12 protein-coding genes and 6 pseudogenes are annotated in these 24,617 nt (G+C 58.7%); 6 read left to right on the top strand and 12 right to left on the bottom strand.

Going from position 1 to position 24,617, the window contains the following annotated elements; translation table 11 throughout:
- Positions 1 to 2,243: 2,243 nt before the first annotated feature.
- Positions 2,244 to 3,071 carry a 3-keto-5-aminohexanoate cleavage protein gene (locus ACRQ5Q_RS10305; protein WP_439397514.1) on the bottom strand — a complete coding sequence of 276 codons (828 nt, stop codon included), beginning with the start codon at positions 3,069 to 3,071 and terminating at the stop codon, positions 2,244 to 2,246.
- A gap of 908 nt (positions 3,072 to 3,979) precedes the next feature.
- On the opposite strand from ACRQ5Q_RS10305, the gene ACRQ5Q_RS10300 reads away from it, so the two are divergent.
- On the top strand, positions 3,980 to 4,120 hold the full coding sequence (locus ACRQ5Q_RS10300; protein WP_439397512.1) for a hypothetical protein: 141 nt from the start codon (positions 3,980 to 3,982) through the stop codon (positions 4,118 to 4,120).
- Positions 4,121 to 4,465: 345 nt separating this feature from the next.
- On the opposite strand, the gene ACRQ5Q_RS10295 is transcribed toward ACRQ5Q_RS10300, so the two are convergent.
- Positions 4,466 to 5,020, bottom strand: coding sequence for a class I SAM-dependent methyltransferase (locus tag ACRQ5Q_RS10295; RefSeq protein ID WP_439397510.1), 555 nt, complete (start codon positions 5,018 to 5,020; stop codon positions 4,466 to 4,468).
- Positions 5,021 to 5,460: 440 nt separating this feature from the next.
- Here ACRQ5Q_RS10295 and ACRQ5Q_RS10290 point away from each other — a divergent pair.
- Positions 5,461 to 6,678, top strand: a pseudogene (locus ACRQ5Q_RS10290) (IS3 family transposase).
- A gap of 824 nt (positions 6,679 to 7,502) precedes the next feature.
- Here ACRQ5Q_RS10290 and ACRQ5Q_RS10285 read toward each other — a convergent pair.
- The gene (locus ACRQ5Q_RS10285; protein WP_439397508.1) at positions 7,503 to 7,871 is read right to left on the bottom strand and encodes an alpha-hydroxy acid oxidase; all 369 of its coding nucleotides are present in this window, start codon (positions 7,869 to 7,871) and stop codon (positions 7,503 to 7,505) included.
- A gap of 104 nt (positions 7,872 to 7,975) precedes the next feature.
- On the opposite strand from ACRQ5Q_RS10285, the gene ACRQ5Q_RS10280 reads away from it, so the two are divergent.
- From ACRQ5Q_RS10280 to ltrA (ACRQ5Q_RS10270), 3 genes and pseudogenes are all read left to right on the top strand, one after another.
- A protein-coding gene (locus ACRQ5Q_RS10280; RefSeq protein ID WP_439375420.1) for an IS5 family transposase occupies positions 7,976 to 8,736 on the top strand; the annotation gives its coding sequence in 2 pieces (ribosomal slippage) (positions 7,976 to 8,332 and positions 8,335 to 8,736; 759 coding nt in all).
- A gap of 74 nt (positions 8,737 to 8,810) precedes the next feature.
- Positions 8,811 to 9,128, top strand: a pseudogene (locus tag ACRQ5Q_RS10275) (transposase); the annotation flags it as partial.
- A 369-nt stretch (positions 9,129 to 9,497) separates the two neighbouring features.
- Entirely contained in the window at positions 9,498 to 10,973 is a 1,476-nt protein-coding gene (gene ltrA / locus ACRQ5Q_RS10270; protein ID WP_439397464.1) for a group II intron reverse transcriptase/maturase, read from the top strand.
- A gap of 216 nt (positions 10,974 to 11,189) precedes the next feature.
- Here ltrA (ACRQ5Q_RS10270) and ACRQ5Q_RS10265 read toward each other — a convergent pair whose 3' ends face one another.
- Both ACRQ5Q_RS10265 and ltrA (ACRQ5Q_RS10260) read right to left on the bottom strand, forming a co-directional pair.
- Positions 11,190 to 12,413, bottom strand: a complete 1,224-nt coding sequence (locus tag ACRQ5Q_RS10265) for an IS701 family transposase (RefSeq protein ID WP_439399758.1) — start codon at positions 12,411 to 12,413, stop codon at positions 11,190 to 11,192.
- A 107-nt stretch (positions 12,414 to 12,520) separates the two neighbouring features.
- The gene (gene ltrA, locus ACRQ5Q_RS10260) at positions 12,521 to 13,996 is read right to left on the bottom strand and encodes a group II intron reverse transcriptase/maturase (protein ID WP_439397464.1); all 1,476 of its coding nucleotides are present in this window, start codon (positions 13,994 to 13,996) and stop codon (positions 12,521 to 12,523) included.
- A gap of 443 nt (positions 13,997 to 14,439) precedes the next feature.
- Here ltrA (ACRQ5Q_RS10260) and ACRQ5Q_RS10255 point away from each other — a divergent pair.
- Positions 14,440 to 15,200 (top strand): annotated as a pseudogene (locus tag ACRQ5Q_RS10255) (IS5 family transposase).
- Positions 15,201 to 15,249: 49 nt separating this feature from the next.
- Here the strand turns inward: ACRQ5Q_RS10255 and ACRQ5Q_RS10250 are convergent.
- From ACRQ5Q_RS10250 to ACRQ5Q_RS10220, 7 genes and pseudogenes are all read right to left on the bottom strand, one after another.
- Entirely contained in the window at positions 15,250 to 16,599 is a 1,350-nt protein-coding gene (locus ACRQ5Q_RS10250; protein WP_439397085.1) for an IS701 family transposase, read from the bottom strand.
- A pseudogene (locus tag ACRQ5Q_RS10245) lies at positions 16,596 to 17,119 on the bottom strand (hypothetical protein); the annotation flags it as partial. The gene ACRQ5Q_RS10250 and the pseudogene ACRQ5Q_RS10245, both read right to left, overlap by 4 nt.
- Before the next feature lie 287 nt (positions 17,120 to 17,406).
- Positions 17,407 to 18,450: an IS110 family transposase gene (locus tag ACRQ5Q_RS10240; RefSeq protein WP_439397506.1), complete on the bottom strand. Its 1,044-nt coding sequence runs from the start codon at positions 18,448 to 18,450 to the stop codon at positions 17,407 to 17,409.
- Positions 18,451 to 18,518: 68 nt separating this feature from the next.
- Positions 18,519 to 19,322: pseudogene (locus ACRQ5Q_RS10235) on the bottom strand (transposase); the annotation flags it as partial.
- A gap of 1,169 nt (positions 19,323 to 20,491) precedes the next feature.
- Positions 20,492 to 20,743 carry a hypothetical protein gene (locus ACRQ5Q_RS10230; RefSeq protein ID WP_439397504.1) on the bottom strand — a complete coding sequence of 84 codons (252 nt, stop codon included), beginning with the start codon at positions 20,741 to 20,743 and terminating at the stop codon, positions 20,492 to 20,494.
- A gap of 24 nt (positions 20,744 to 20,767) precedes the next feature.
- A pseudogene (locus ACRQ5Q_RS10225) lies at positions 20,768 to 21,346 on the bottom strand (IS5/IS1182 family transposase); the annotation flags it as partial.
- A gap of 757 nt (positions 21,347 to 22,103) precedes the next feature.
- Complete coding sequence (locus tag ACRQ5Q_RS10220; RefSeq protein WP_439397502.1) at positions 22,104 to 24,569, bottom strand: CoA transferase; 2,466 nt, start codon at positions 24,567 to 24,569, stop codon at positions 22,104 to 22,106.
- Between the last annotated feature and the right edge of the window lie 48 nt (positions 24,570 to 24,617).

The raw sequence follows: 24,617 nt of genomic DNA, 5'->3' as shown, positions 1-24,617 counted from the left end.
ACTTTCGAATTCAAAAGCGATTCCAGCGCATCGAGCCTCGCACGGCTAAAGGCGCGATCAACCTCGTTACGCTTCGATAACTTAATCCGAGCCGTCATCATCCTGCACGCCGGGTATTGTCCGAATTCCTCAGCAACGGTGCGGAGACCGTACGAATATTTCCGCCCTAGCATCTGATCGATTGCGCGCTGTAGCCGCGGGCGTTGGTTCCATGCTCAACATCAACCCGGCAAACAGCAGCAGCGCAAGCGGAGTGTATTTGTAACAGACGTAGAGTAGTTGGCACCTACCAGATCTTGTACATGCCCTTGTGGGCGCAGCGATGCCGTTCTCCGGGATTGCCTTGCACATGTCGTGAAGCTCCGACCTGGTAGGCGGGCTTTCCGTTGCCTGAGCAGTAACTCGATCCGGAATGTTCTGACAAAGCGACCGCAGCGGAGCTTTCCTTCGACACGGTCGGCCGAGCAGTTCGGGACTGGCTCACTGTCGCGACAATATCCGCGTGCGGAAGTAACTGCTCGACTGTCCTTGGCGATGGCTGATGTGTATCAGTGACGATTTCGCCTAATGACGAACGGCGGTTTCTCTATGGATTATGCCCGATCGGAATGATCAGAAGCCGCATGATTGACTACCTCATAAAATAGTCGCTATCAGACAGAGCAGTCGCTTCTTTGCACGGGCTGTTCTTAGATTCTATTGGCGTGTAGGTGTGGATGATGCACCCGATCGCGTCCCGCGGACAGCGACGCTGCGTTAAGCGGCTTTTCGCAAGTGTGCTTTCAGCTTGGTGAAGGTGTTCGTGGACTCAGAAAATCGGAGGGGAACTAATTGTATTTTTTGGGCCGTTCCGTCGCAACCGACTGAGCGGAGAATGACGCAGAGGACGAGACCGAAGATTGACGCGGCTGAAGCGCAGATCGCACTGGTTCGTTGCGTCCGGCGAAGTGTTCTCCGGGTGTAGGTTCGTGAGGCCATCATCGGCTCGCCCTGATAAGTCCGACCGTAATGGAGCAGCACGCAGACGTTGCGCCATCTTTGCGGCTAAGGAGATGACGGTGATGTTGTGGTAGCGCGGGCGGGCAGCGGTGAAAGGAAGATGGCCTGACAGTCAACTGTGCTCCGACAGCCTCTCTGGCGTCGAATCCCTCTCGGGCCGGCCGCTCTATGAGGATGGGAGACGCCGGTCTCCATCTTCGGGGGCAATCGGACCGATATGCTGGATAGGTTTGTGGAGACTGCTTACCCATTAGACGGGCCATACCTTTGCACCATGGGCGTGCTGATGCGCGCAGACAAATGGTGGCCGACAACCAGGCATTCAAAACTTTGAATCATGTGGCAGCGCTTCGAACATGCGCAGCCAACCCGCTTTAGCGCTCCACCACGGAAACGCCCGAACAGCTATTCGACTGCCTGATCACGATCGCTGGAAACGGTAAGCTCTGGAATGAGTGATTATGATCGCCTGAAAGGCGTGATCACGACCTCCGAAACGCTCAAGAGCCTCGGGGTGAAAATCTGAATACCGACCATGGGCGTCGACCGATATGGCGCAGACTCGTGGGCACGCGCGGCCTGGAGGCACGCAGCCGCTCGTGGTGGGCGCGACCATATCGCCTTTCCGCAATTCGCGAATGAGAACCTGATCGAGTAGATCTGGAACGCTCGCCCGTTGATCGGCCCATTGACGACCATCGGGGCGACCATGCCCGACAGGTGCAGGCGACTAAGGTGGTCGTCCCCCGGTGGCCGTGCGTCGTGGATAATCCCAGCAGACAGAAGGACGCTTCACGCCGCGCGAGTGCACAAAATTACTTCGAGGCCGCTGGGTACCAGCTACTCATCGCGATCCGCCCCAGCACACAAGGCCGTTGTGAGCTCGCACAAGCTGTTTCAATACATAACCTTCAGTTGCGATAGGAATTTCGGCGAGGAGTTCGGAATTGTCGCTCTCCCGGTCGAAGCAGCGACATCATTAGCGAACTTCCTTTGGATAGCACGACCAATCGACGCTCTCCTTTGCCAAATGACGCCGGGCTTTTCTGGAGAAGCCGAGATCGGCTATTGATCGATTCGAGCAGGCCCAATTTCGTTCAATTGGCTTCTGTTCCACGTACTCACGTTTCGGTCGTGTCGTTTAATTACAATTACTCCTACATGGCGATCTCAAGGGCAGTTGCCATTCACCCGCAGAACGCTTGCTTGCCGCTAGCAACATTCAGAGCACTTTCGACTGGGCGCTAGTTCGATAAACGAAACGCGGCTCTCGCCTCTTGCGGCGTAGCGGGCCGTGTATCGTGCTGCGCGCAAATAGTGACGGCGATCTCGACGAGCTCCGCGTTGCTGCTAGCCAGTCGATCTTTGCTGATGCGAATATTGTCCTCCAGACCCGTGCGAACCCCGTGGGCACCGCGAGCCAACGCCCAATTCATGACTGAGTTCTGGTGGCGGCCAATCCCCGCTGCTGTCCACGTTGCGTTGGGAAGGACACGCTTGAGCTCGCCCACAAGGATGTCGAGCAAATGCTCTTTTGCTGGCATCGCGTTCTGAATGCCCATGACGAATTGAACGTGGGGGTAATCGTCGATCAGTCCTTGATCAACCAGCAGACGTGCACCATGGATATGGGACAAATCAAAAATTTCGATTTCTGCTCGGACACCCCATTTCCGCATCTGGGTCGCTAGATCCTTGACCAAAGCAGCTGAGTTCTCATACACAATTGTCGGAAAGTTTATCGAACCAGTCGAGAGCGAGCCCATATCCGGCTTGAGATAAAGGGCACTTCCGCGCGCGCTCGGATCTCGACCGCGCCCGCCCGTCGAAAATTGCACAATTATCCCTGGACAGTGGCGTTTAATACCTTCCTGTACCTGAGCGAAGAGCTCTGGATCTGACGAGGAGCTTTCGTCCGCATTCCGAACGTGAATATGTACCAGCGATGCCCCAGCCTCGAAAGCGGCGTGTGTCGACTCGATTTGTTCGGCGACTGACACAGGCAAGGCGGCATTGTCGCGCTTGCGTGGAACTGACCCCGTTATTGCGACTGCAATGACAACTGATCTCACGCGACCTTCCTTTCGTTAGCTTTGTCCTTTGCAGCCTGCCCAGTTCGATAGCAGCCTCATAGATTATCTGCGGGCCGATCCGGGTCCTGCATGTTGTCGTTTCCGTTGGTCTGCCAGCGTTCGATTGTGGTGTTCGTTATGGCTGCGCCGCCCTTTTTGTACACGACCATAAATGAGCGTTGGGAGCGTTGGTCTCGCAAAGCACCATCAACTCGCCCGGCCACAATATGGAGACTCCTTACATGACATCCGATCTCGAATTCGTCTCCGCGGTACCTCAATGGCACCTCTCCGGAAAACGATCTTGCAAAACGATCGACCGCCGTGATCGGGGCGTTCGGTTGACATGCACAAGCTGATGTTTGCCGGATCGACCTTCCCTACACATACCGGTCCCGACATGGATCGCCTTATGGGGTCCTTGGATCGGAAAATCGTTGGCAATCCTCCGCTCCACGCAATTGGACCTATCCAGGAAGGTTCTGCTTGTCCGTACGCGTCGGAGACATGGGGCGCATTTTCCATGCTTTTCATCCTTCATGCAGGGTAATGATGGCAATGCTGCCTGGCAGTGAAGTCCGTCCAGTTAACTGCACTTTTGCCAACTCTCAGCAACAAACGTGCCAGCTTTGGCAAAGACACAGAGGCGTACGCTGGGCGCCGGCCGGGCTGGCTGAGGCGCCTTCTAGTGTCAGACTTCGAACATGCTGTCCTCAACTAAACACGGCCATGTCGGATTGATTACTGAAGCGGTCCGTGAAGTGCCATGACCAGATTTACCGGAAAACGGGCAGCGTGATTGAACGAAGCCGCTGGCGCGGCATGTGAGGAGAGTTAGTAACGGCCGCCTCCCGTCTGAGAGGATGCAGGGTTCTCAGAGCCCAACCCTTCAGACAGGAGGTTTTCCGATGGCCCAGATGAGCCCTCTCGGCCGCCGCATGATCGAGGACATGACGGTGCATAATTTGTTGACGCCGACGCAAACGATCGTATCTGAACGTGGTATCGAAGTTCAGCCGAAAGTTTTTGGCCGGTCGACGACCATTTAGGCTTGGAGGACTGTCACGCGTTCCAGTTCATCTGGTGGTCACGGGGATCTAATGGCCTGGCCTGAACCAGATCGTCTGTGCGTTGCGATTCTTCTACGGGGTGACGCGCGGCCACAGCACGATCCCGGAGCGCATCGCCTACGCGCGGGAGCCGCGCAGACTGTCGGTCCCGCTGCTGCAGCAAATGCCGGGACTAAGAACCAAGGCGCATGCAATCAGTTCAACCGCGTTGAGCGCCACGCCGTACAACGAATTTGGAGGCTGGCGGGCTGCCGCCTTCGGAAGGTCTCCGCGATCATTTGCAATATGGAATTCCAAACCTCAGGAGAGACCTGACTCGGGATATCATGCCTCCCTGACCAATACGACATAGCTCTCCTCGCTCATGGATACTGCTTCGGTGGTAGCGAGAGAAATACAGTTTCCAAGATATTGGTTGAGGAGCGCCTCGGACATTCCCATCTGGCCGATGAGTGGAGTACGCGCCCGTCGTAGAGCGGGAGCCATGTCGCGAATCCGATTTTCGGTTTCGAGTTGAAACGGATCGGTCTCAAGATCTGCAAAGATGGTCGCAATTGTGAAGAACCCGCAAGGCCGCAAGATTCGCATGCTTTCACGGAGTGCTTCGCGCGCATTCGTCAGATGGAACGACATACCATAGCAAACCCAATCGAGCGAAGCCTCTGCAAGCCCCGTATGTTCTCCCGACGCATTAATCCAAGATACTGCTGGATAAGCTCGGCCGAGCCTCTGCCCCACCACAAACATCTCACTGTCCGGTTCGACTGCGTAGCCTGAGAGCCCTTCGTCAGCTAAAGCATAGGTGATCAGGCCCGCGCCCGCGCCGATATTCCCGAAAACCGGACTCTCGGTTAGGTGCCTTACCTGATCAAGAAGCATGTTAAGGACCCGTCGCGAATAGGGGGAAACTCCGGATAAAACTCTGCCACTTCGGAAAAGCTTCCAAAGGACCGCTCGTTAGGAACTCGCATCTTCTTCTCCATCACCTTGATGATCCTTCAGGTGCAACGACCGCGCCAACTCGCTTCTTCGAGTTGACGCCTGAACGTCACGCGGCGTGCTTGAACGTACCCAGGCGACTCCTGTCGCGCTGTCGCCCTAGATGATCTCTTCAAGCCCTTAGTCCCTGGTGACAGTCCGACAATCGCGATGCCTGCTGCCATTTCGCCCCCCTATGCCACTTGGCGGACACCTGGAGCCACGGCGCCAGATGATGTGATGTTTCTCGATAAGCAACCGCTGTGGTGAAGTGGCCCCCGGATTTGGGACCAGAAGCCTAGTTGGAATGTAGCCGTTCCGTTTGGTAAACGGAGCGGACGATGACGAAGAAGACGAGACGGAAGATCGACGCGGCGCTGAAGGCGAAGATCGCTTTGGAGGCGCTGCGTGAACAGGTGAGCGTGGCCGATCTGGCGCAGCGCTACGAGGTGCATCCCAACCAGATTTATTCCTGGAAGAAGCAACTGCTGGATCAGGCGGCCAGAGCTTTTGATCCCGCTGGGGAGCCGGCGGACGTTGGTCGCGACCGTGAGATCGAGAAGCTGCATGCCAAGATCGGGCAGTTGGTCGTGGAGCGGGATTTTTTAGCGAAGAGGTCCGGAAGATGAGCGTCCCGGACCGCAGGGCGAAGCTCGACCGCCCGCATGGCGTGCTGTCGATCCGCCACCAGTGCCGGCTGCTCGGGCTGTCGCGCTCGGGCGTTTACCGGACGCCGCAGCCGGCCAATGACGACGATCTGACGCTGGTGCGCCAGATCGACGAACTGTTCACCGCGCGGCCGTTTTTGGGCTCGCGGCGGATGGCGTGGCTGCTGAGCGAGGATGGCGTTCCGATCAACCGCAAGCGCGTGCAGCGGCTGATGCGCAAGATGGGGATCGAGGCACTGGGGCCTAAGCCGCGCACCAGCAAGCCTGCGCCGGGGCACCTGATCTATCCCTATCTGCTGCGCGGCATGACCATCGACGGGCCGAACCAGGTCTGGGCGACCGACATCACCTACATCCCGATCGGACGCGGCTTCCTCTATCTGGTGGCTGTGATCGATTGGCCGAGCCGGGCCGTGTTGAGCTGGCGCCTGTCCAATACGATGGACGTGTCGTTCTGCATCGACGCCCTGGAGGAGGCGCTGGCGCGGTTCGGCAAGCTGCAAATCTTCAACACCGATCAGGGCAGCCAGTTCACCAGCGCGGCCTTTCACCGGCGTGCTGGAGGCCGCCGGCATTCGGATCTCGATGGACGGTCGCGGCCGCTGGATGGACAACGTGTTCATCGAACGGCTGTGGCGCAGCCTCAAGCACGAGGACGTCTATCTCAAATTCTATGCCGACGGCAAAGAGCTGCACGCGGGCTTCACCGACTGGATCGCCTTTTATAACGAGGAGCGCCCGCACCAGGCACACGGCTATCGCACCCCGATGGCGGTCTGGCGCGCCGGCGCTACAGCAAAGGCTGTGGACATGCTGGACAACGCCGAAGAGGCGTTGCCCACATGCCCACAACCTCAACAACAGACGCAGACAGAGGCCCTCGCGGCCTGATATCAGAAAATCGGAGCGGCGAGACTGCCAACTAAGAAGGCGGCGTCAGTGGTCCTGGTCCCGGGGTCCACTTTAACGCTTCCGTCGTGGTGGCGCAGCCGTGTAAAATTTGTCCCATAGCGCTTCCTTCGAATCGTGCGATAAGGATGCACCATCAAAGCCCGGGACTAAACATCTAAGACCTTGATCGCGCATTGGACGATCTCTTTCTTTCATGGCAGCCACTGCAAGCACGCGTGAGGATCATCCGCCTTCGGATATACCGGGGGCAGCTTAGTTGCGCGTGGTACGCGCCGGATAGACCGGTACGTGCAGGTCTTCAGTAGGCGCTTAGCCGCAACCCTATTAATGCGGGCTTGACGTTGGAATCGCCACGGCAGGAGGTCTGCGATTTTGCTTTGGGATGGCCGGAGATGATCGCTCTTGGCGATGTAGGCAACATCGTTCAGCTTGCAAGTGGCTACGATGGATGCGAGCAAAGCCCAGTTTTGGGCACCGAGCTCGTGAGCGGCAAAGAGTGCGTTTTTTCCGGTCAAGCAGATCGGCCGGATGGGGCCGGAATGGAGGTTCGTCCGCCCGGAACAAGTGCGGCGTCCGCACGGGAAAGCGTGACGCCGTATATCGGGCGTATCTCACTAAGAGACCGGCAAAACCAACCTCGATGGACGGCCGCACTACGCGTCATCCCCGTCTACACGATCCAGTCAGCGCATCCGCAAGCGAAGCGAAGAAAGCTTCGATTACACAAGGAGGCGGCGGTGCTGCGCAAGACGAGGCACCACGGAACAAGCGCCCCGACTTCGCGTTCACGCTTGCCACCACTTCTAGCCAGACTGATCTGGCATTTGGAGTAGGTCCTTGTTCAATTTGCGGATATCGTCGCAACCGCTCATGGCCGTTGCAGTGTCCAGCTCCTGTCGCAAAATCCCGATTGCTCGGCTCGCGCCACCCATTCCGCCAACCGCGGTGCCGTATAGCATCATCCGGCCAACCATAACGGCCTTAGCCCCCGCTGCAAGGAGCTTGAGGATATCGCTGCCTCGCCGAACTCCGCTGTCGGCAATGACTGTCATCTGCTCACCAACCGCTTTCACTATTTCCGCAATTACTTCGATCGGCGCCACGGAGCTGTCCAAATTTCGGCCTCCATGATTCGAGACGACGATGCCGTCGGCGCCCAATTTCGCAGCCATGATCGCGTCGCCTACTCGTAGGACGCCCTTTAAAACTAGGGTCTGTACCTAATTAGCGAACTGTGATTCCCTCGCAGCGGGTTGATTCCACGCGGGGGACTTCGATGCGCAAAGGACTGTTCTGGCTCAACGACAAGCAATGGGCTCTGATAGAGCCGCATCTGCCAACGAACCAGACCGGACCGGTGCGCGACGACGATCGACGCGTCATCAGCGGTATCATTCACATGCTTCAGTGCGGCGCACGCTGGCGCGATTGCCCGCCCGACTATGGTCCGTACACGACGATCTACAATCGTTTCAATCGCTGGGCCAAGCGCGGACATTGGCGGGCGATCTTTGAAGCGCTCGCCCGCTGCGGCAAAGACGGCGTGACTTTGTCCATCGACTCCACCACGATCAAAGCGCATCGCTCGGCGAGCGGCGGAAAAGGGGGGAGCATGAACAAGCGATCGGCCGCTCGCGCGGCGGGCGGACCACGAAAATCCACGCGCTGAGCGACCCTGACTGCAGACCTTGCGCATTTCATCTCACTCCAGGCCAGGACGCTGATATTGCCGCAGCGCCAGCCCTTTTGGAACTCGCGCCACCCATGTCTGCCCTCATTGGCGACAAAGGGTACGACGGCGACGGCTTTCGAGCCGAAATCGTCGATCGTGGTGCCAAGCCCGTCATTCCAAACAAATCCAACAGGGTCACTCTCCACAGCTTCAGCAAACGCGCCTACAAGGGGCGCAACGTTATCGAGCGCTGTTTCTGCCGCCTCAAGGATTTCAGGCGTGTCGCAACTCGCTACGACAAACTAGCCAGGAACTTCTTGGCTGCCGTCCATCTCGCCGCCATCGTTGCCTATTGGATCAATTGAGTCCGAGCCCTAGCACTACTTTGGCAGATTGTTGGATTTGGGCTCTTTATTAGGATTCCCGAATCGATTTTTCAATGATTCATGGGTGGTCGGCTCTTGGAGGGCTGACCATGGCGGAATGGGAAGACGAACTCGAACGCTGGCTGAAGCCGTTCCTGGACCGGTTGGGTCATAAGACCCGGCAGCGGATGTGTCCCCTGTACGTTGCGGGATTGATCGGCCCGGGCGATCGCAAGAGCGTTCAGCCGATGGCAGAACGCCTTGCAACCGGCAACTACGATCAGCTGCACCATTTCGTCGCCGACGGTGTCTGGGACGCATCACCGCTGGAATCTGAGCTGCTCAACCAGGCGGATCGGCTTGTCGGCGGCAAGGATGCGGTATTAGCATTACAGTTGGTGCGCCGGGAGACCGGCAAGGAGTAAGTGGTGGAAGTCCACTGCGATGAAGGAGTAGCGACCCACATCGGCCCCGAGCCGTGCGCAGGCGTCCGCGAGGATGTCGGCGAAGCGTCGGCAGGGGAGCGCATAGGCCAGCCATCGAGCCGCGAAAGAATGTTTTCCCGAGAGCCGACGCTGTCAACTGAGCGGAAGGCAACACGAAGGGGCGCGATATCGCGAGCGCCCGGTCGTCTCGGCGTGGTCGCAGACCCTGGCATGTGCAGAAGCTTCTTGTACGGGAACCGGGAGCTCTCTTGGTCGGCCAGATGCTCATGGAAGCAGCCTGGTCCGCGGCGGGAAGGCGAGGAGCTGTAGCCGCCGATGAACGATCAGGAGAAGTCTGACTCCGCCATAGTAGCTATGAAGTCGCCGAACAATGCCGGAGGTGCGGTGGCGGAGGCGATGGAGCGAAGGGCGGGGACCAAGGGAAACGCGAGACAGCAAAGCACACTCCGGACACGGGGCCGGGATCGTGTGATCCAGGAGCTTGATCGCGTACGGCAAGCCGCAAGGCAGAGGAAGAAGGAGCGGTTCACCGCGCTTCTCCACCATATCAACACAGACACGCTCCGTATGGCTTTCTACGCGCTCAAGCGCAAAGCAGCCCCCGGCGTGGATGGTGTGACATGGCAGGACTTCGAGACAGATCTGGAGCCTCGGCTTGCGGATCTGCACCGGCGGGTCCACGGAGGAGCGTACCGTCCCCAGCCGTCACGTCGGACGTACATCCCGAAGACTGACGGCCGGGAGAGAGCGTTGGCGATCGCTGCCTTGGAGGACAAAATCGTCCAGGGCGCGACCGTCATGGTGCTCAACGCCATCTACGAAGGCGACTTCGTCGGCTTCTCATACGGGTTTCGACCCGGTAGAGGCCCACATGATGGGTTGGACGCCCTGGCGGTAGCGATCACCACGCGGAAGGTGAACTGGATACTTGACGCCGACGTGCAAAACTTTTTCGGAAGTGTGAACCAAGACTGGCTGGTCCAGTTTCTGGAACACCGCATCGGCGACAAGCGCATCATCCGCCTGATCCGTAAATGGCTGAAGGCGGGCATTCTCGAAGACGGGGTCGTAACTGTGGACGACAGGGGCACGGGGCAGGGATCGGTGATTTCGCCGCTGCTCGCCAATGCTTACCTGCACTACACGTTTGATCTCTGGGCCGAACGCTGGCGACGGCAAGAGGCCCACGGCGACATGATTATCGTGCGCTATGCCGATGATCTCGTGGTTGGCTTCGAGCATGAGGACGACGCTCGCCGTTTCCTTGATGCGATGCGTGAACGGTTTGAAGCATTCGCGTTGACGCTCCATCCAGACAAGACCCGCCTGATTGAGTTCGGTCGCCGTGCGGCGGCCAATCGCAAAGGGCGCGGCCTTGGCAAACCGGAGACCTTCATGTTTCTGGGCTTCATCCACATCTGCGGTAAGTCACGCCGGGGGAACTTCCTGCTCGAAAGGAAGACCCGTCGCGACCGTCTGCGGAAGAAGCTTCAGGACATCAAGGAAGAGCTGCGACGACGGATGCACCAACCGATCCGTGCCCAGGGTGCATGGCTGAGACAGGTCGTCACCGGCCACTTCGCATACTATGGGGTTCCTACAAATGGGCGGGCGCTCTCAGCGTTCCGCTACTGTGTGACCGATCTTTGGCGTCGAACGCTTCGGCGGCGAAGTCAACGAGGCGGCTTCACGTGGGACCGTATGACGAGGTTGGCGGACGAATGGCTCCCACAACCCCGCATCCTCCATCCCTGGCCACAGCAACGCTTCGCGGTCACATACCCAAGGTAAGAGCCGGATGCCTTAATTGGGCTCGTCCGGATCCGCGCGGGGGGCGCTCAGCAATGAGCGTCCCTACCGCGAACAATTTTTTCCTGAGATGGGCTTTGCGCGCGTTGGCCTGGTGGGCCCTACGCCAAGACGACCATGCGAGGATATGGGCGTGCGGGATGCGCCGCTGGGCAAGCTTCATGGCGAGGCGCCGGATTTCCTGGATCGACCAGCGGATCAAGAACGATGCTTCGGTCGAGGCCGCGGTCGTGTTTTTTTAAGCAACGACCCGGTGTTGGCCCGATGACGGATGACGGCCATCATGGCGAAGGCAAGCATGACGAGTGCGACATGGCGATGCCAGCCATGCCAGGAGCGGGTTTCGTTGTGATCAAGGCCGAGCTCGTTCTTGGCGGTTTCGAAGCTGTCCTCGATGGCCCAGCGATGGCCTTCCACCGACACCAGCTTCTGCATGGACGTGCCTTTGGGGCACCATGTGGAGAAGAAGGCCAAGCTGCCGTCGGCGATGTTGCGGCGGATCAGAAGACCCCGCGTCCATTCCCCGGCAAGGTCGTCGTTGTATTCACCGGCGTCGAGATCGGCCAGCTCGAGATAGGCCCAGTCGTGCCAGCGCGGCCCTTTGATCCCCTCGCCGGACGCCAGGCGGCGCCAGGCCTTCTTGGGAAGGCTCTGCGCAATCGCGGAGGCGGTGCCGGCGACAGGCTGCGGCTTGCCCCAGGAACGGAACACATGATTGGACGCAACACCCAGAACATAGCCCTTGCCCTCCTTGCGCAGCAGGGTTTCGATCTCACCGGTGCCATACACGCTGTCCGCGGCCACGAACGCGAACGGCACCTGTGCGGCGATCGCGCCAGCGATCATGTGACGCGCGATCTTGGGCTTTGTCGCAAAGCCCGCATCGCTCGGGACATGCGCAGCCTTCAGGCGAGCGGGGTCGTCCGTCCAGTCCTTTGGCAGGTAGAGTGCCCGGTCGATGAAGGCATGGCCATGCCGCGACACGTAGGCGGCGAACACTCCGATCTGGCAATTGGTGATCTTGCCGGCCGAGCCGGTGTACTGGCGCGCGACGCCGCATGAGGCCTTGCCCTGTTTCAAAAAGCCGGTCTCATCGATGACCAGAACCGCGTCCTCATCGGGCAGCGTTTCCAGCACGTATTCACGGACAATATCGCGCAGCGCATCGGCGTCCCACTGCCCCCGACCCAGGATCGCTTGCTGGCGCCACGGGCCTGGATCGCCGGCCGCTTCCGCCCGCATCCAACCCGTCTTGCGCGGCTCGTTGCCCAACAGTCCGTCGAGAAACTGCCCCGCCGCGGCCGCGACCCGCTCCTGCGTAAACAGCGGACGGATGCGTTGCTTGATATCTCGCAACGCCGAAGCCCACAGCGTCAGCGTATCTTCAACTGACGCGCCACCAATCATCAGATCCCGAATCATGGTCGCCCATGGATTCAGAACCTTCAGGAAGATGTTCGCGGTAGGGACGCTCATTGCTGAGCGCCCCCCGCGCGGATCCGGACGAGCCCAATTAAGGCATCCGGCTCTTACCTTGGGTATGTGACCGCGAAGCGTTGCTGTGGCCAGGGATGGAGGATGCGGGGTTGTGGGAGCCATTCGTCCGCCAACCTCGTCATACGGTCCCACGTGAAGCCGCCTCGTTGACTTCGCCGCCGAAGCGTTCGACGCCAAAGATCGGTCACACAGTAGCGGAACGCTGAGAGCGCCCGCCCATTTGTAGGAACCCCATAGTATGCGAAGTGGCCGGTGACGACCTGTCTCAGCCATGCACCCTGGGCACGGATCGGTTGGTGCATCCGTCGTCGCAGCTCTTCCTTGATGTCCTGAAGCTTCTTCCGCAGACGGTCGCGACGGGTCTTCCTTTCGAGCAGGAAGTTCCCCCGGCGTGACTTACCGCAGATGTGGATGAAGCCCAGAAACATGAAGGTCTCCGGTTTGCCAAGGCCGCGCCCTTTGCGATTGGCCGCCGCACGGCGACCGAACTCAATCAGGCGGGTCTTGTCTGGATGGAGCGTCAACGCGAATGCTTCAAACCGTTCACGCATCGCATCAAGGAAACGGCGAGCGTCGTCCTCATGCTCGAAGCCAACCACGAGATCATCGGCATAGCGCACGATAATCATGTCGCCGTGGGCCTCTTGCCGTCGCCAGCGTTCGGCCCAGAGATCAAACGTGTAGTGCAGGTAAGCATTGGCGAGCAGCGGCGAAATCACCGATCCCTGCCCCGTGCCCCTGTCGTCCACAGTTACGACCCCGTCTTCGAGAATGCCCGCCTTCAGCCATTTACGGATCAGGCGGATGATGCGCTTGTCGCCGATGCGGTGTTCCAGAAACTGGACCAGCCAGTCTTGGTTCACACTTCCGAAAAAGTTTTGCACGTCGGCGTCAAGTATCCAGTTCACCTTCCGCGTGGTGATCGCTACCGCCAGGGCGTCCAACCCATCATGTGGGCCTCTACCGGGTCGAAACCCGTATGAGAAGCCGACGAAGTCGCCTTCGTAGATGGCGTTGAGCACCATGACGGTCGCGCCCTGGACGATTTTGTCCTCCAAGGCAGCGATCGCCAACGCTCTCTCCCGGCCGTCAGTCTTCGGGATGTACGTCCGACGTGACGGCTGGGGACGGTACGCTCCTCCGTGGACCCGCCGGTGCAGATCCGCAAGCCGAGGCTCCAGATCTGTCTCGAAGTCCTGCCATGTCACACCATCCACGCCGGGGGCTGCTTTGCGCTTGAGCGCGTAGAAAGCCATACGGAGCGTGTCTGTGTTGATATGGTGGAGAAGCGCGGTGAACCGCTCCTTCTTCCTCTGCCTTGCGGCTTGCCGTACGCGATCAAGCTCCTGGATCACACGATCCCGGCCCCGTGTCCGGAGTGTGCTTTGCTGTCTCGCGTTTCCCTTGGTCCCCGCCCTTCGCTCCATCGCCTCCGCCACCGCACCTCCGGCATTGTTCGGCGACTTCATAGCTACTATGGCGGAGTCAGACTTCTCCTGATCGTTCATCGGCGGCTACAGCTCCTCGCCTTCCCGCCGCGGACCAGGCTGCTTCCATGAGCATCTGGCCGACCAAGAGAGCTCCCGGTTCCCGTACAAGAAGCTTCTGCACATGCCAGGGTCTGCGACCACGCCGAGACGACCGGGCGCTCGCGATATCGCGCCCCTTCGTGTTGCCTTCCGCTCAGTTGACAGCGTCGGCTCTCGGGAAAACATTCTTTCGCGGCTCGATGGCTGGCCTATGCGCTCCCCTGCCGACGCTTCGCCGACATCCTCGCGGACGCCTGCGCACGGCTCGGGGCCGATGTGGGTCGCTACTCCTTCATCGCAGTGGACTTCCACCACTTACTCCTTGCCGGTCTCCCGGCGCACCAACTGTAATGCTAGGGTCTGTACCTAATTAGCGAACTCTGATTCCCTCGCAGCGGGTTGATTCCACGCGGGGGACTTCGATGCGCAAAGGACTGTTCTGGCTCAACGACAAGCAATGGGCTCTGATAGAGCCGCATCTGCCAACGAACCAGACCGGACCGGTGCGCGATGACGATCGACGCGTCATCAGCGGTATCATTCACATGCTTCAGTGCGGCGCACGCTGGCGCGATTGCCCGCCCGACTATGGTCCGTACACGACGATCTACAATCGTTTCAATCGCTGGGCCAAGCGCGGACATTGGCGGGCGATCTTTGAAGCGCTCGCCCGCTGCGGCAAAGACGGCGTGACTTTGTCCATCGACTCCACCACGATCAAAGCGCATCGCTCGGCGAGCGGCGGAAAAGGGGGGAGCATGAACAAGCGATCGGCCGATCGCGCGGCGGGCGGACCACGAAAATCCACGCGCTGAGCGACCCTGACTGCAGACCTTGCGCATTTCATCTCACTCCAGGCCAGGACGCTGATATTGCCGCAGCGCCAGCCCTTTTGGAACTCGCGCCACCCATGTCTGCCCTCATTGGCGACAAAGGGTACGACGGCGACGGCTTTCGAGCCGAAATCGTCGATCGTGGTGCCAAGCCCGTCATTCCAAACAAATCCAACAGGGTCACTCTCCACAGCTTCAGCAAACGCGCCTACAAGGGGCGCAACGTTATCGAGCGCTGTTTCTGCCGCCTCAAGGATTTCAGGCGTGTCGCAACTCGCTACGACAAACTAGCCAGGAACTTCTTGGCTGCCGTCCATCTCGCCGCCATCGTTGCCTATTGGAGCAATTGAGTCCGAGCCCTAGCACTACTTTGGCAGATTTGGTTTGTGCTGTGGTTTTTCACGGATTCGTCTTCTGCAGTGCGGGCATCGCTGCGATGGCGGCCGGAGAATGAGATCGACGATGGCGTGGCGTACGGCGGGCATGGTTGGTTGAGGCGGAGGCCCATTGATTCTTTTTTTTCCGTCCCGCATGTGCGAGGCGACGGTGCTGCAAGAAGGCGTAGGCAATCATTGTCATCAGGGCGTGGCGATGAAGACCCTGCCATGATCGCCCTTCGAAGTGATCAAGCCCAAGCTCCTCCTTCAACTGCTGATGCGCCTGCTCACAAATCCATCGTGCCTTGATGGTGGCGGCCAGTGTGCGCAGATCCGTCGCCGCAGGGAGGTTGGCGAGATAGTATTTCTTCTCCCCTGAGGCACGCTGCTCGCCAATGAGCCAAGCTTCGTCGCCCGGGAGATGCTGCTGACCCTTATCCCAGATTCGCTGCGGAGGGCCGTCGGCGGTGCGGACACGGAGAGCAGCAAATCGGGCTTTCAGCCGACCTTTCGTCCCGCTGCGCCAACTCACGGTTTTCCATTTGGCGCTCGCCAGCATGTGTTCTGCCGCAATCGATAAGATATCCGGCACGTGGTGCTTTCGTGGTTTCCCGCGGACTTTGGTAATCGGCCAAATGAGCTTCACATCAACCGGATACACCTTGAGGTGCCGAGGGATGCCGACGGCCCAGGCCAATCCGCGTTCTGTTAGCCCTTGTCGAAATGGTGCGCTGAGCCCGTATCCTGCATCCGCCAGCACACATCCAAAGCGCACGTTGGCTGCCATCGCTCGATCAACCTCAGCCAAAGCGATTTCTGGCTTGGATCTTGCCGTTCGGTATTCGATCGGCACCCGAGCACGCATCAAACGAGACACATTGCCTGTCCAACTCTCGGGCAGAAAGAGACGCAATGCGACCATCACGGGCACTTCGCCGCGCGCAAGGGTCAGCGACACCAGCGTTTGGCAATTTGCCGTTTTGCCAAGAGAGGACGCATATTGAGCCGCGACACCAACCGAGCGTTCGCCCTTTTTCGGCATTGCGGTGTCATCAATGACTAATACCGCATCCTTGCCGCCGACAAGCCGATCCGCCTGGTTGAGCAGCTCAGATTCCAGCGGTGATGCGTCCCAGACACCGTCGGCGATGAAATGGTGCAGCTGATCGTAGTTGCCGGTTGCAAGGCGTTCTGCCATCGGCTGAACGCTCTTGCGATCGCCCGGGCCGATCAATCCCGCAACGTACAGGGGACACATCCGCTGCCGAGTCTTATGACCCAACCGGTCCAGGAACGGCTTCAGCCAGCGTTCGAGTTCGTCTTCCCATTCCGCCATGGTCAGCCCTCCAAGAGCCGACCACCCATGAATCATTGAAAAATCGATTCGGGAATCCTAATAAAGAGCCCAAATCCAACAATCTGCCAAAGTAGTGCTAGAACGGTCTGAAGCGCGGGAGTGAGAGCCGAGAGGACTTGGCGCAGCAATAGGCTGAGCCAACAGATGAGGCGGCGGAAGTTATAACCGATGGCGGCAAGGACGGCCGCAACGTCGCCTGGGGAACCAGCGATAGTTGCGGCATGCGGTGCTCGGCCTTGAGGGGCCGATCACGGGTTCGACCGCGGCCCTGAGGCGCAGTTCGCGCTTGATCTTGGGCGGCACGCCTCGCTTTTGGCCGGAGAAGACCCTTAGCTTGTAATCGGGCGGCGCATTGTGGCCGCGGTATCCCTTGTCGGCGAGGAGGCGTGCAATGATGTTGCCAACCAGTGCCTCAATGTCCGGGATCACGTGGCCAGTGTGACCGTCATAAGGTTGCCCGGTAGCGCCTTCACATGGTGACGAGCTGGCCGTCCTTGGCATGTCCGATCGTAGTGGCGACGGAGACCTTGACGCCGATCTATGGACCACGCCCCCGCGTTGCAAGAGGAATCGACAAAGGATGTAGCGGTCTGCGCCAATCTATCCGGCTTCGATTTGAGGCTCTCGCCTCGAGCCATTATGGATATCCGCCCACTTCTGTCCTCAATAACTCGCCGGCCTCAAGAAGGGCCATGGCGTCGAACCAGGCTTCAGAAGTGTCGGTGCAACCGTTGCTCCATCGTCCTTTCCGTCTCGCAAACCTCGGCGGGATATTGTGCCTTTCCGGTTGGACCGTGGATCTTCTTCCTTCCCGGCCGTGTCTTACGCGGCGTGGCCCATGAAGTTGGCGTCGTAATCACGGCCCTTTGCGAGCATGCTCCAGGCTAGGCGCGCGAGTTTTGCGGCCAGGGAGACAACCAGTACATTCGAGTGGAGCCGCTTGGATGCTGCTTCCAACCAGGCTCCGAAGCCATGCCTGGGCCAACTCTGACGCCTTAGAAGTACGGCTCTGGCCCCTTGAATGAACAGCGTTCGGAGGTACCGATTGCCACGCCTCGATATGCGGCCGAGAATGGTTCGATCGCCGGTCGAGATTTGTTTCGGTACGAGGCCAAGCCATGCTGCAAAGTCGCGGCCCTTATGGAAGGCATCACCAGTTCCGATCGCGGCGATCATCGCACTTGAGATGATTGGTCCGATACCCGGCGCACTCATCAGGCGGCGACAGTGTGCGTCTTGATCAGCGAGTTCGTCGATTTCCTTCGTGATCGATGCGACCCGCCGCTCGAGAAAGCGCCAGTCTTCGGCAAGGTCCTGAATGAGCCGAACCACTCGAGGCGACAAGTTATCCGAGAGCATCGAGAGAATCTGTGGAAGTGCCAATCGGAGTGCTGCCGCTCCCTGCCGAACTGGCAGCCCTCGCTCAAGCAAAAAACCTCGGATTTGATTGATGACCGCGGTTCTCTGTGTCACCAATCGACTGCGAACTCTGTGCAGCGCCTGCAAGTCGAGTTGCTCGGCCGATTTCAACGGGACGAAGCGCATGGTCGGGCGTTGCGCCGCCTCTGCGATGGCTTCGGCATCACGGAAGTCATTTTTGTGGCCCTTGAGGTATGGCTTTACATACTGCGCTGGCAAGAGCCGTACTTGATGGCCTAATTTCTCGAGCTTGCGACCCAGGTGGTGTGCTCCTGCACAGGCTTCCATTCCGATCAGGCAGGGCGGAACATTAGCCAGCGACTGCTCAAGCTGATTTCTCGATCGCTTCTTGCGTAGGATGATTGCACCCGTTGCATCGAACCCCACCACATGGAATGTGTTCTTGCCTAGATCAATGCCGATCGTGACAATGCTCGTATGGGACATGGTTTGCGCTCCTTCTCTTGCCGGGGCTCTACCTTGCCGTTGAGAGCGGGCGTGGTCCATGCCATTAACTCGTATGGCCCATGCCCTTGCCTTTGCCGATGCATTCGACCTGCCGCGCGTGCAAGAAATAGACCTTCGGTCCGCGCTGATGCTGCTTCTCCTCGCGCACGCGCCGCGCCAGCGCTAGCAGCTTGGCGAACGCCGCTTCGAGCCCACTGTCACCGTCGATCTTGCAGACAATGTCGCGGATCACGTGGCCCAGATAGGTCCGCAGCCTCCTGAGCGCCCGGTTGGCGCGCTTGAACTGATTGGCGTGGGGATAGCGCCGATGCTGGATCAGAGCGAGTTTGCCCGGCCGAGCATAGGATTGACGTAAGTGACCCCGTGAAGCTGCGCCAGCCGCACCAGCCCCGATTCAGAAGCTTCACATCGTTAGGGAATGTCACGTTGTTGAGCTGAACCGTGGTGGCGACGATCATTCAAGACAGTTCGGACGGCTTGATCGCCTTGGCCTTCGTGGCGCCCGACAAGCTCTCCTGGATCAGTGCTGTCAGGCGTTCTTCGCCCATCCGATTACGCCAGCGTGTCAGCGATGAGGGCTCGAACATCAGCTGGTGCTGGAAGAACTTCTCGCCGCAGAAGTATTGGTAGTAGGGTTGTCGACCCACCCGAGAAGTCGTAGGTGTGCTTCAGGATCACCACTCCCGCCATCAAGCGCGTCGGCAGCGGCGGTTGGCCGGGATCATCGGTGTAAACCTCGCTGAACCGCTCTTTCAGGAACCTCCATCGACCGTCCGCCCGAGCGGATTTTTCATGTCGATCATCTGATCAAGCCGAGAGCGGAAAAGATCCTGCTTTCCAGTCCCTCCCATCGTCGTATCTCGCCCTCTCGTCAAAGCAGTCCGACCCAAGTGAAACACGCTGCCCGTTTTCTCGTATATCCGGTCACTCCAAAACACTTCTTCGGATTGCAAATCAACGGCTTGGGAATTCTTCACGGACGACCAGCGCAATTGCCTTAGGTGCGTCGAAGGGCTTCCCCGAAGGTTCTCATGGGAAGGCACCACGACAATGATCCCACCTGCGATCGCGGATGGGCTATAATCGGTACCACGCGCAGGCTCGTCGACCACCTCCACATCTACATCTACAATAACGACGATCCAGTCTACTCGTATGTGCGCGAAAATCGCATGGCCAAGGACAGGTGGGTTCTATTACCGTAATCAAACCTGGCTCTCAACTCCTCACCAGTAAGCCAAGAAACCAATTGTCCTCCACAATCTCGTCTTCGAACAGCTGCAATATGCCCCCCGCCTGCTTCATGGTGCAGCATGTCGTCGACGTTTTTATCCAGAGTCCAGCGCGCTACAAGCGCGCATAAGAAGTCAGGAGCCCACATGGCGAAAGACATGTTGTGCGTAATTCCTGTCAGAATCTTGCGCACGCCCTGTCCTCTAAAGTCTTCGCGTACCCAGAGATCGCCATGGTAGGCCACTTTTCCAGTCATAGTCTTCGCGCTAGGCGCTGTGCAAGCACAGCGATCGTCCGCATAAAACGCCCTCAGGGATTGAAGATGTTCTGCAAAGTTGCTCTGCGAAAGGTCGTATAATCGAGCTGCCTCTAACCCAGCGACTCGGTTATTTTTATCGACGCCTATGATCCAGTATCCATCGCCCGACCTAATTGGCGAGCGATCTGGCCGAAAATTTGGAAATGTCGGCGCCTTTGTTGGAGTAGCCCGTGCGATCGAGACATACTCACGCAAATCAAATCCGATCAATATTTTGATGCCTTTTTTTCGGCAACCTCGTCATGTACTTCAAGGCATCGAGCGAAATTCAAGCTATTATTCGCGGCTGTCATCTGCATCCAGATTCTATGGTGATGAGCTTTGTTGCTAACAGCGATTATACCGCCAACGGATGGAGAAACTATCCAGTCTAGCAGGCTGTTGAAGAAGTCAGCCGCTTTGGCAAACGAACGCTGAATCGTCGCCATGTATGTAGAGATGGCCGACAAGCACTGCCAGCAGTGCCGATCATATCCAATCCGAGACCGCAAGATGGATCATTCTCGTCGCGCCGTACCCATGAGAGAACTCAGCGCAGGCCGATACGTCGCGAGTGCCGTAGCGCACGTCCGGGAAGCCTTGAGCCCAAAGCGATCTACCATCGGACTTGCCCTGGAAGGTGAGATGCGCCTCTTCGACAAGATCGAGGAAGTCGCTGCCCCAGATGTTCCCTCTCGACAATGCGCAGCGGCCCACAAAGACCTTGATGAAGCCGGGCACCTTGGCACCCGCCGATCTCCGAGATCAGTTTGGCAGCCGCACCAGATTGTAGGGGGCGGCAGCGAAGGTTAATGCCCATGCCACGCGATCAGGGCCGCGGAAGCTGGCCTTTTCTTGCCTGGCGATCGTCTCGTCCATCCGCAGGGCTCCTCGATGCGCCTGAGAATGCCCTTGCTGTCGGTACAGCCGGCCGTGCCGAATCGTTTGCCCATCGACCGCAGAGCTGCGGCCGCTGCTGCATGCGGCGCCCGTTCATTGAGCGCAACTGGCGGTTCTCCACAAGCCCGTGTCAGATGAAGCACAGCTTCGCCTGCTTGCCTTTGCCGGTGCGGTAGAGCCTGGCTTAGGGATCGGTGGTCGAAATATAGGTGTCTTTGGAGCGCCTCCGGGCATGGAAGTCCGCTTTGGCATTGCGCCCGCCGCCTTGCGCCGGCGGTTCGCCCGAGCCATCCTTCGACTTAATGCCCTTCATCGAGGCCCAGGCCCCAATGAGCGTTCGACCGAGAAGTGATCGCTCGACAGAAGCTTCTTCACCTTGGGCTGCGTTAGCACCGTCAGGAACTCTGCCGCGATCTCGCCTTGCGCGAGCCAGTCGCGGTTCTTCGGGAGCGCCGCTGCACCCGGGCCTCCAGGTCGACGTAGCTGAACAACTCTCCTGTTCGATTGTCGCCGCCGCGCACACATTCTTTCCGACTCTCATCGAAGCCAATGAATCACGACAGAAGCGTGCTGGCATGTGTCGTATCTGAAGGGCGACTAAAGAAATGGGGAGGCACAACTACCCGCGGCAGATCATGTCGCTCAGCCAGTCCGGCTTTTGGTAACGCCTGTCAAAGGCATTCCGGCCAGGATCACTGCCTCAGTGCCTCACGCGAAGGACTGCGATCGTAGTGTCGGCGCCGGCGATCGTGTCTGATCTAACAAGTTTCGAAGAGCTTTAGATCCAGATCGCGGCGGTCGCCCACCTGCAGGTCACGTATCCCCCGGCCAACTGCGGCTTAGGAACATCCAACGCGGCTAACTTCGATCGCGCGGCACGCCTTCTCGAGGTCCCATCAAGCGGAACACGAGCCAAGCCGGGAGGTAGAACCCCGAAGCATCCCAGAATGCTGTGCAATGGCGCTTTCTTTCACTTCTGTTCATCTGATGGTCGACAACCGTGTCATCCAAACCCGATCGCCACCATCGTCTTTCGTGATTGATGAAATACACCCGTCGCCGCAAGACTTGACGCCAAATTCGGCCGTCACGACCACGCGATTTCGCCGTACGCAAAGAAAGGCTCGCTCAAGCGTCATCTCCGCCTTCTTGGCGTAACGACAGCTGGCCGACCTGCCGAGCCTGAGAGCTCCTTAGTTAACTAATTTTTCCGGTCAGCAACGTCTCCTTTTGATTTTGCGAGCTCCTCCTCACAGAGCATTGCCGTGCCGATGAGGCCCTCATTCTCAAATTGAGCGATCTCGGCGTCGGAGAGCCCGAGAACCCCTGATAATATCTCTCTATTGTGTTGCCCCAGCGTGGGTGCAGCAGTGCGAATGGCATAGGGGTTGGCACCTTCGCGGATCGGCATGGACGGTTGTGGATGCGAGCCCAAGAAAGCGCGTTCACTTTCTTGCAGAAATGCGCGCGAAGCGAGATGTGGATCTTTGAGCAGGTCGATTGGTCGGCGGACCACGCCGGCAGCAATCCTAGCCGTCTGCAACTCGGACATGGCCTCATCCGCATCGCGCGTGAGCGTCCACGCTTCGATGCTTGCCTCGATGCGATCCTCAATGGTACGACGGTCTTCCGCAGATTTCAGCGAGGCATCAGCTGCCCAATCTGGCCGGCCAATAAGGGTGGCAAGCCTTTGCCACATTTCCTCATCGGTCGTCGATACTATAATCCAATTATCCTCACCGGTGCAGCGGAAGCAGCCGTGCGGAACGAAGTGCGGATGTCGATTGCCGTATCTTCTCGGCTGTGTACCGCGAATTGAGTGCATAGTGATCCATGGTGCCGCGAACGGCATCATGCATTCGACTTGCGCAAGGTCAATGAACTGTCCCTGCCCCGTGTTGCCGGCGTGGAACAGCGCGATCAGAACTGCTGCGCATCCGTTCAGCCCGCCGACTGGATCCCCAAAAGCGGTGTGGCTCATCACGGGCGGCCCGTCGGCGCTTCCGATCACGCCTGGCAATCCCGAAGCCTGCTCGAGAGTCGAGCCGTAGGCGCGGCAATCGCGATGCACGCTATCTACGCCGAAGGCTGACATGGACATCACGACCAGTCGTGGGTTGAGCGTTTTGAGCACATCGTAACCAAGCCCCAGCTTCGTTAGTACATCAACCGAATAATTGTCTATGACAACATCGGCTCCAGCCACAAGCCGTTTAGCAAGAGCGCGGCCCCGCGGTCGCGTCAGGTCGAGTGTTATACCTCGCTTGTTGCGGTTCATGATGGAGAAACGCATTGTCTTTTCGTACATTCGGTCGTTAACGTAGGCGGGGCGTCGGTCGACGCCGCGCCACCAATCCGGATACTGGATCGCCTCGATCTTAATGACGTCCGCACCGAGATCAGCAAGTGTCCGCGTACACAATGGGCCCGCCCAGCCCATCGTAAAGTCAATGACACGAATCTTATCTAGCGGCCGCCGGTCGGCATCGATGCAGTCGGTCGAGCCCGGCGTAGCGAGAGAGGTGAAAGAGAAGCGTGTTCGGTCGTTCATAAAGACCTGCTGCTCCCCGAGAGCCGGTACCTTCCCGCCCCGGAGTGGCGGCGTTAATTTCAGCTGCTGCGTCGAGCCAACGGTCAAGCCCTCTTCTTCGCCAAGCAGGACGGGCACGATCGCACCGCGCGCGCCCTTCTCGATATCGAGGAGCAGATCGGATATTTGCGGCACCGGAACGATCGGGATCTTGCGTTGGAGACCCTCCGCAAACCACTCCTGTGCTGTCCGCGCCTTCAACTTCGGCGTAAACTGGCGGTCAATCTTTTCCATGTGTTGCAGGCGATCTTCGCCGAGGATCAAATTTGGATCATCGCGCAGTTCAGAGAGACCGAGCAAATCGCAGAATGCACGCCACTGTGCCGGCGTGTGCAACGTGACGCCGAGCCAACCTTTTTTGGTCTCGTAAATGCCGGCCGGAAAGCTCGGCCAGAAGCGATTAATGCCAATCCGGTGTATTACGTTTCCGCGAGCAAACGCTTCGAACATGTGATACTCGGTGAGAGCGAGATTGGATTCGAAAATGCTTAGCGACCACGCCCGCCCCGCCTCTCCGTGCATTCGAGCAAACGCCGAAGACGCTGCAGCGATGAACGCCCATAGCCCAGCCACTATAGCCGTCTGGAAATCCGGTGCGAACAAAGGCGGGCCCTCAACTGGACCAACTAATTTTATGAGACCAGCAAGCGCGCGGGTGGTCGAATCGGTTGCCGCGAATTTTGCATAGGGACCCGCGCGCCCGAACCAGCTGGCTTCGAGATAGATCAGCCCGGGATGCCGCTTCCGGATCGCATCGATGTCAATGATCGGACAATCAGCTGAATCGACGTAGCGGCCATCGAGCAAAATGTCGCACATCTCGACCAGTGCCGATAGGCTTGTAGCTGCATCCGACGCGGTGGGATCGATGACGATGCTTGACTTGTTGAAGTTGAGGAATGCAAACCACGCGCTCTGCGCCTTGGGAGTAAGTGGGTTGCAGTGGCGAAGTGGCTCTCCCGCCGGCGGTTCGACCTTCTGAACATCGGCCCCGAAATCGGCAAAAAGTCGCGCGCAATAACTGGTGGCGGCCGCACTGCCGATCTCGACGACTCGCAGGCCTGAGAACACTCCCATTGATCACTCCGTTTTCAATCACGTCTGCTGCTGCCGAACAGCAGCCCA

Origin of the sequence: Bradyrhizobium sp. PMVTL-01, from assembly GCF_051861855.1 — a bacterium.
Classification (GTDB): Bacteria; Pseudomonadota; Alphaproteobacteria; order Rhizobiales; family Xanthobacteraceae; genus Bradyrhizobium.
Note: the sequence above shows the minus strand (reverse complement) of the source record. Positions and strands in the feature narration are given on the sequence as shown.

Excerpts from the sequence above, each read along its gene's own strand:
- ACRQ5Q_RS10285 (WP_439397508.1), bottom strand. The coding sequence starts at position 7,871 with ATGGCTGCGAAATTGGGCGCCGACGGCATCGTCGTCTCGAATCATGGA.
- ACRQ5Q_RS10300 (WP_439397512.1), top strand. The coding sequence starts at position 3,980 with ATGGCCCAGATGAGCCCTCTCGGCCGCCGCATGATCGAGGACATGACG.
- ACRQ5Q_RS10220 (WP_439397502.1), bottom strand. The coding sequence starts at position 24,569 with ATGGGAGTGTTCTCAGGCCTGCGAGTCGTCGAGATCGGCAGTGCGGCC.
- ACRQ5Q_RS10295 (WP_439397510.1), bottom strand. The coding sequence starts at position 5,020 with ATGCTTCTTGATCAGGTAAGGCACCTAACCGAGAGTCCGGTTTTCGGG.
- ltrA (WP_439397464.1), top strand. The coding sequence starts at position 9,498 with ATGAACGATCAGGAGAAGTCTGACTCCGCCATAGTAGCTATGAAGTCG.
- ACRQ5Q_RS10250 (WP_439397085.1), bottom strand. The coding sequence starts at position 16,599 with ATGATTCATGGGTGGTCGGCTCTTGGAGGGCTGACCATGGCGGAATGG.
- ltrA (WP_439397464.1), bottom strand. The coding sequence starts at position 13,996 with ATGAACGATCAGGAGAAGTCTGACTCCGCCATAGTAGCTATGAAGTCG.
- ACRQ5Q_RS10265 (WP_439399758.1), bottom strand. The coding sequence starts at position 12,413 with ATGATTCGGGATCTGATGATTGGTGGCGCGTCAGTTGAAGATACGCTG.
- ACRQ5Q_RS10240 (WP_439397506.1), bottom strand. The coding sequence starts at position 18,450 with ATGTCCCATACGAGCATTGTCACGATCGGCATTGATCTAGGCAAGAAC.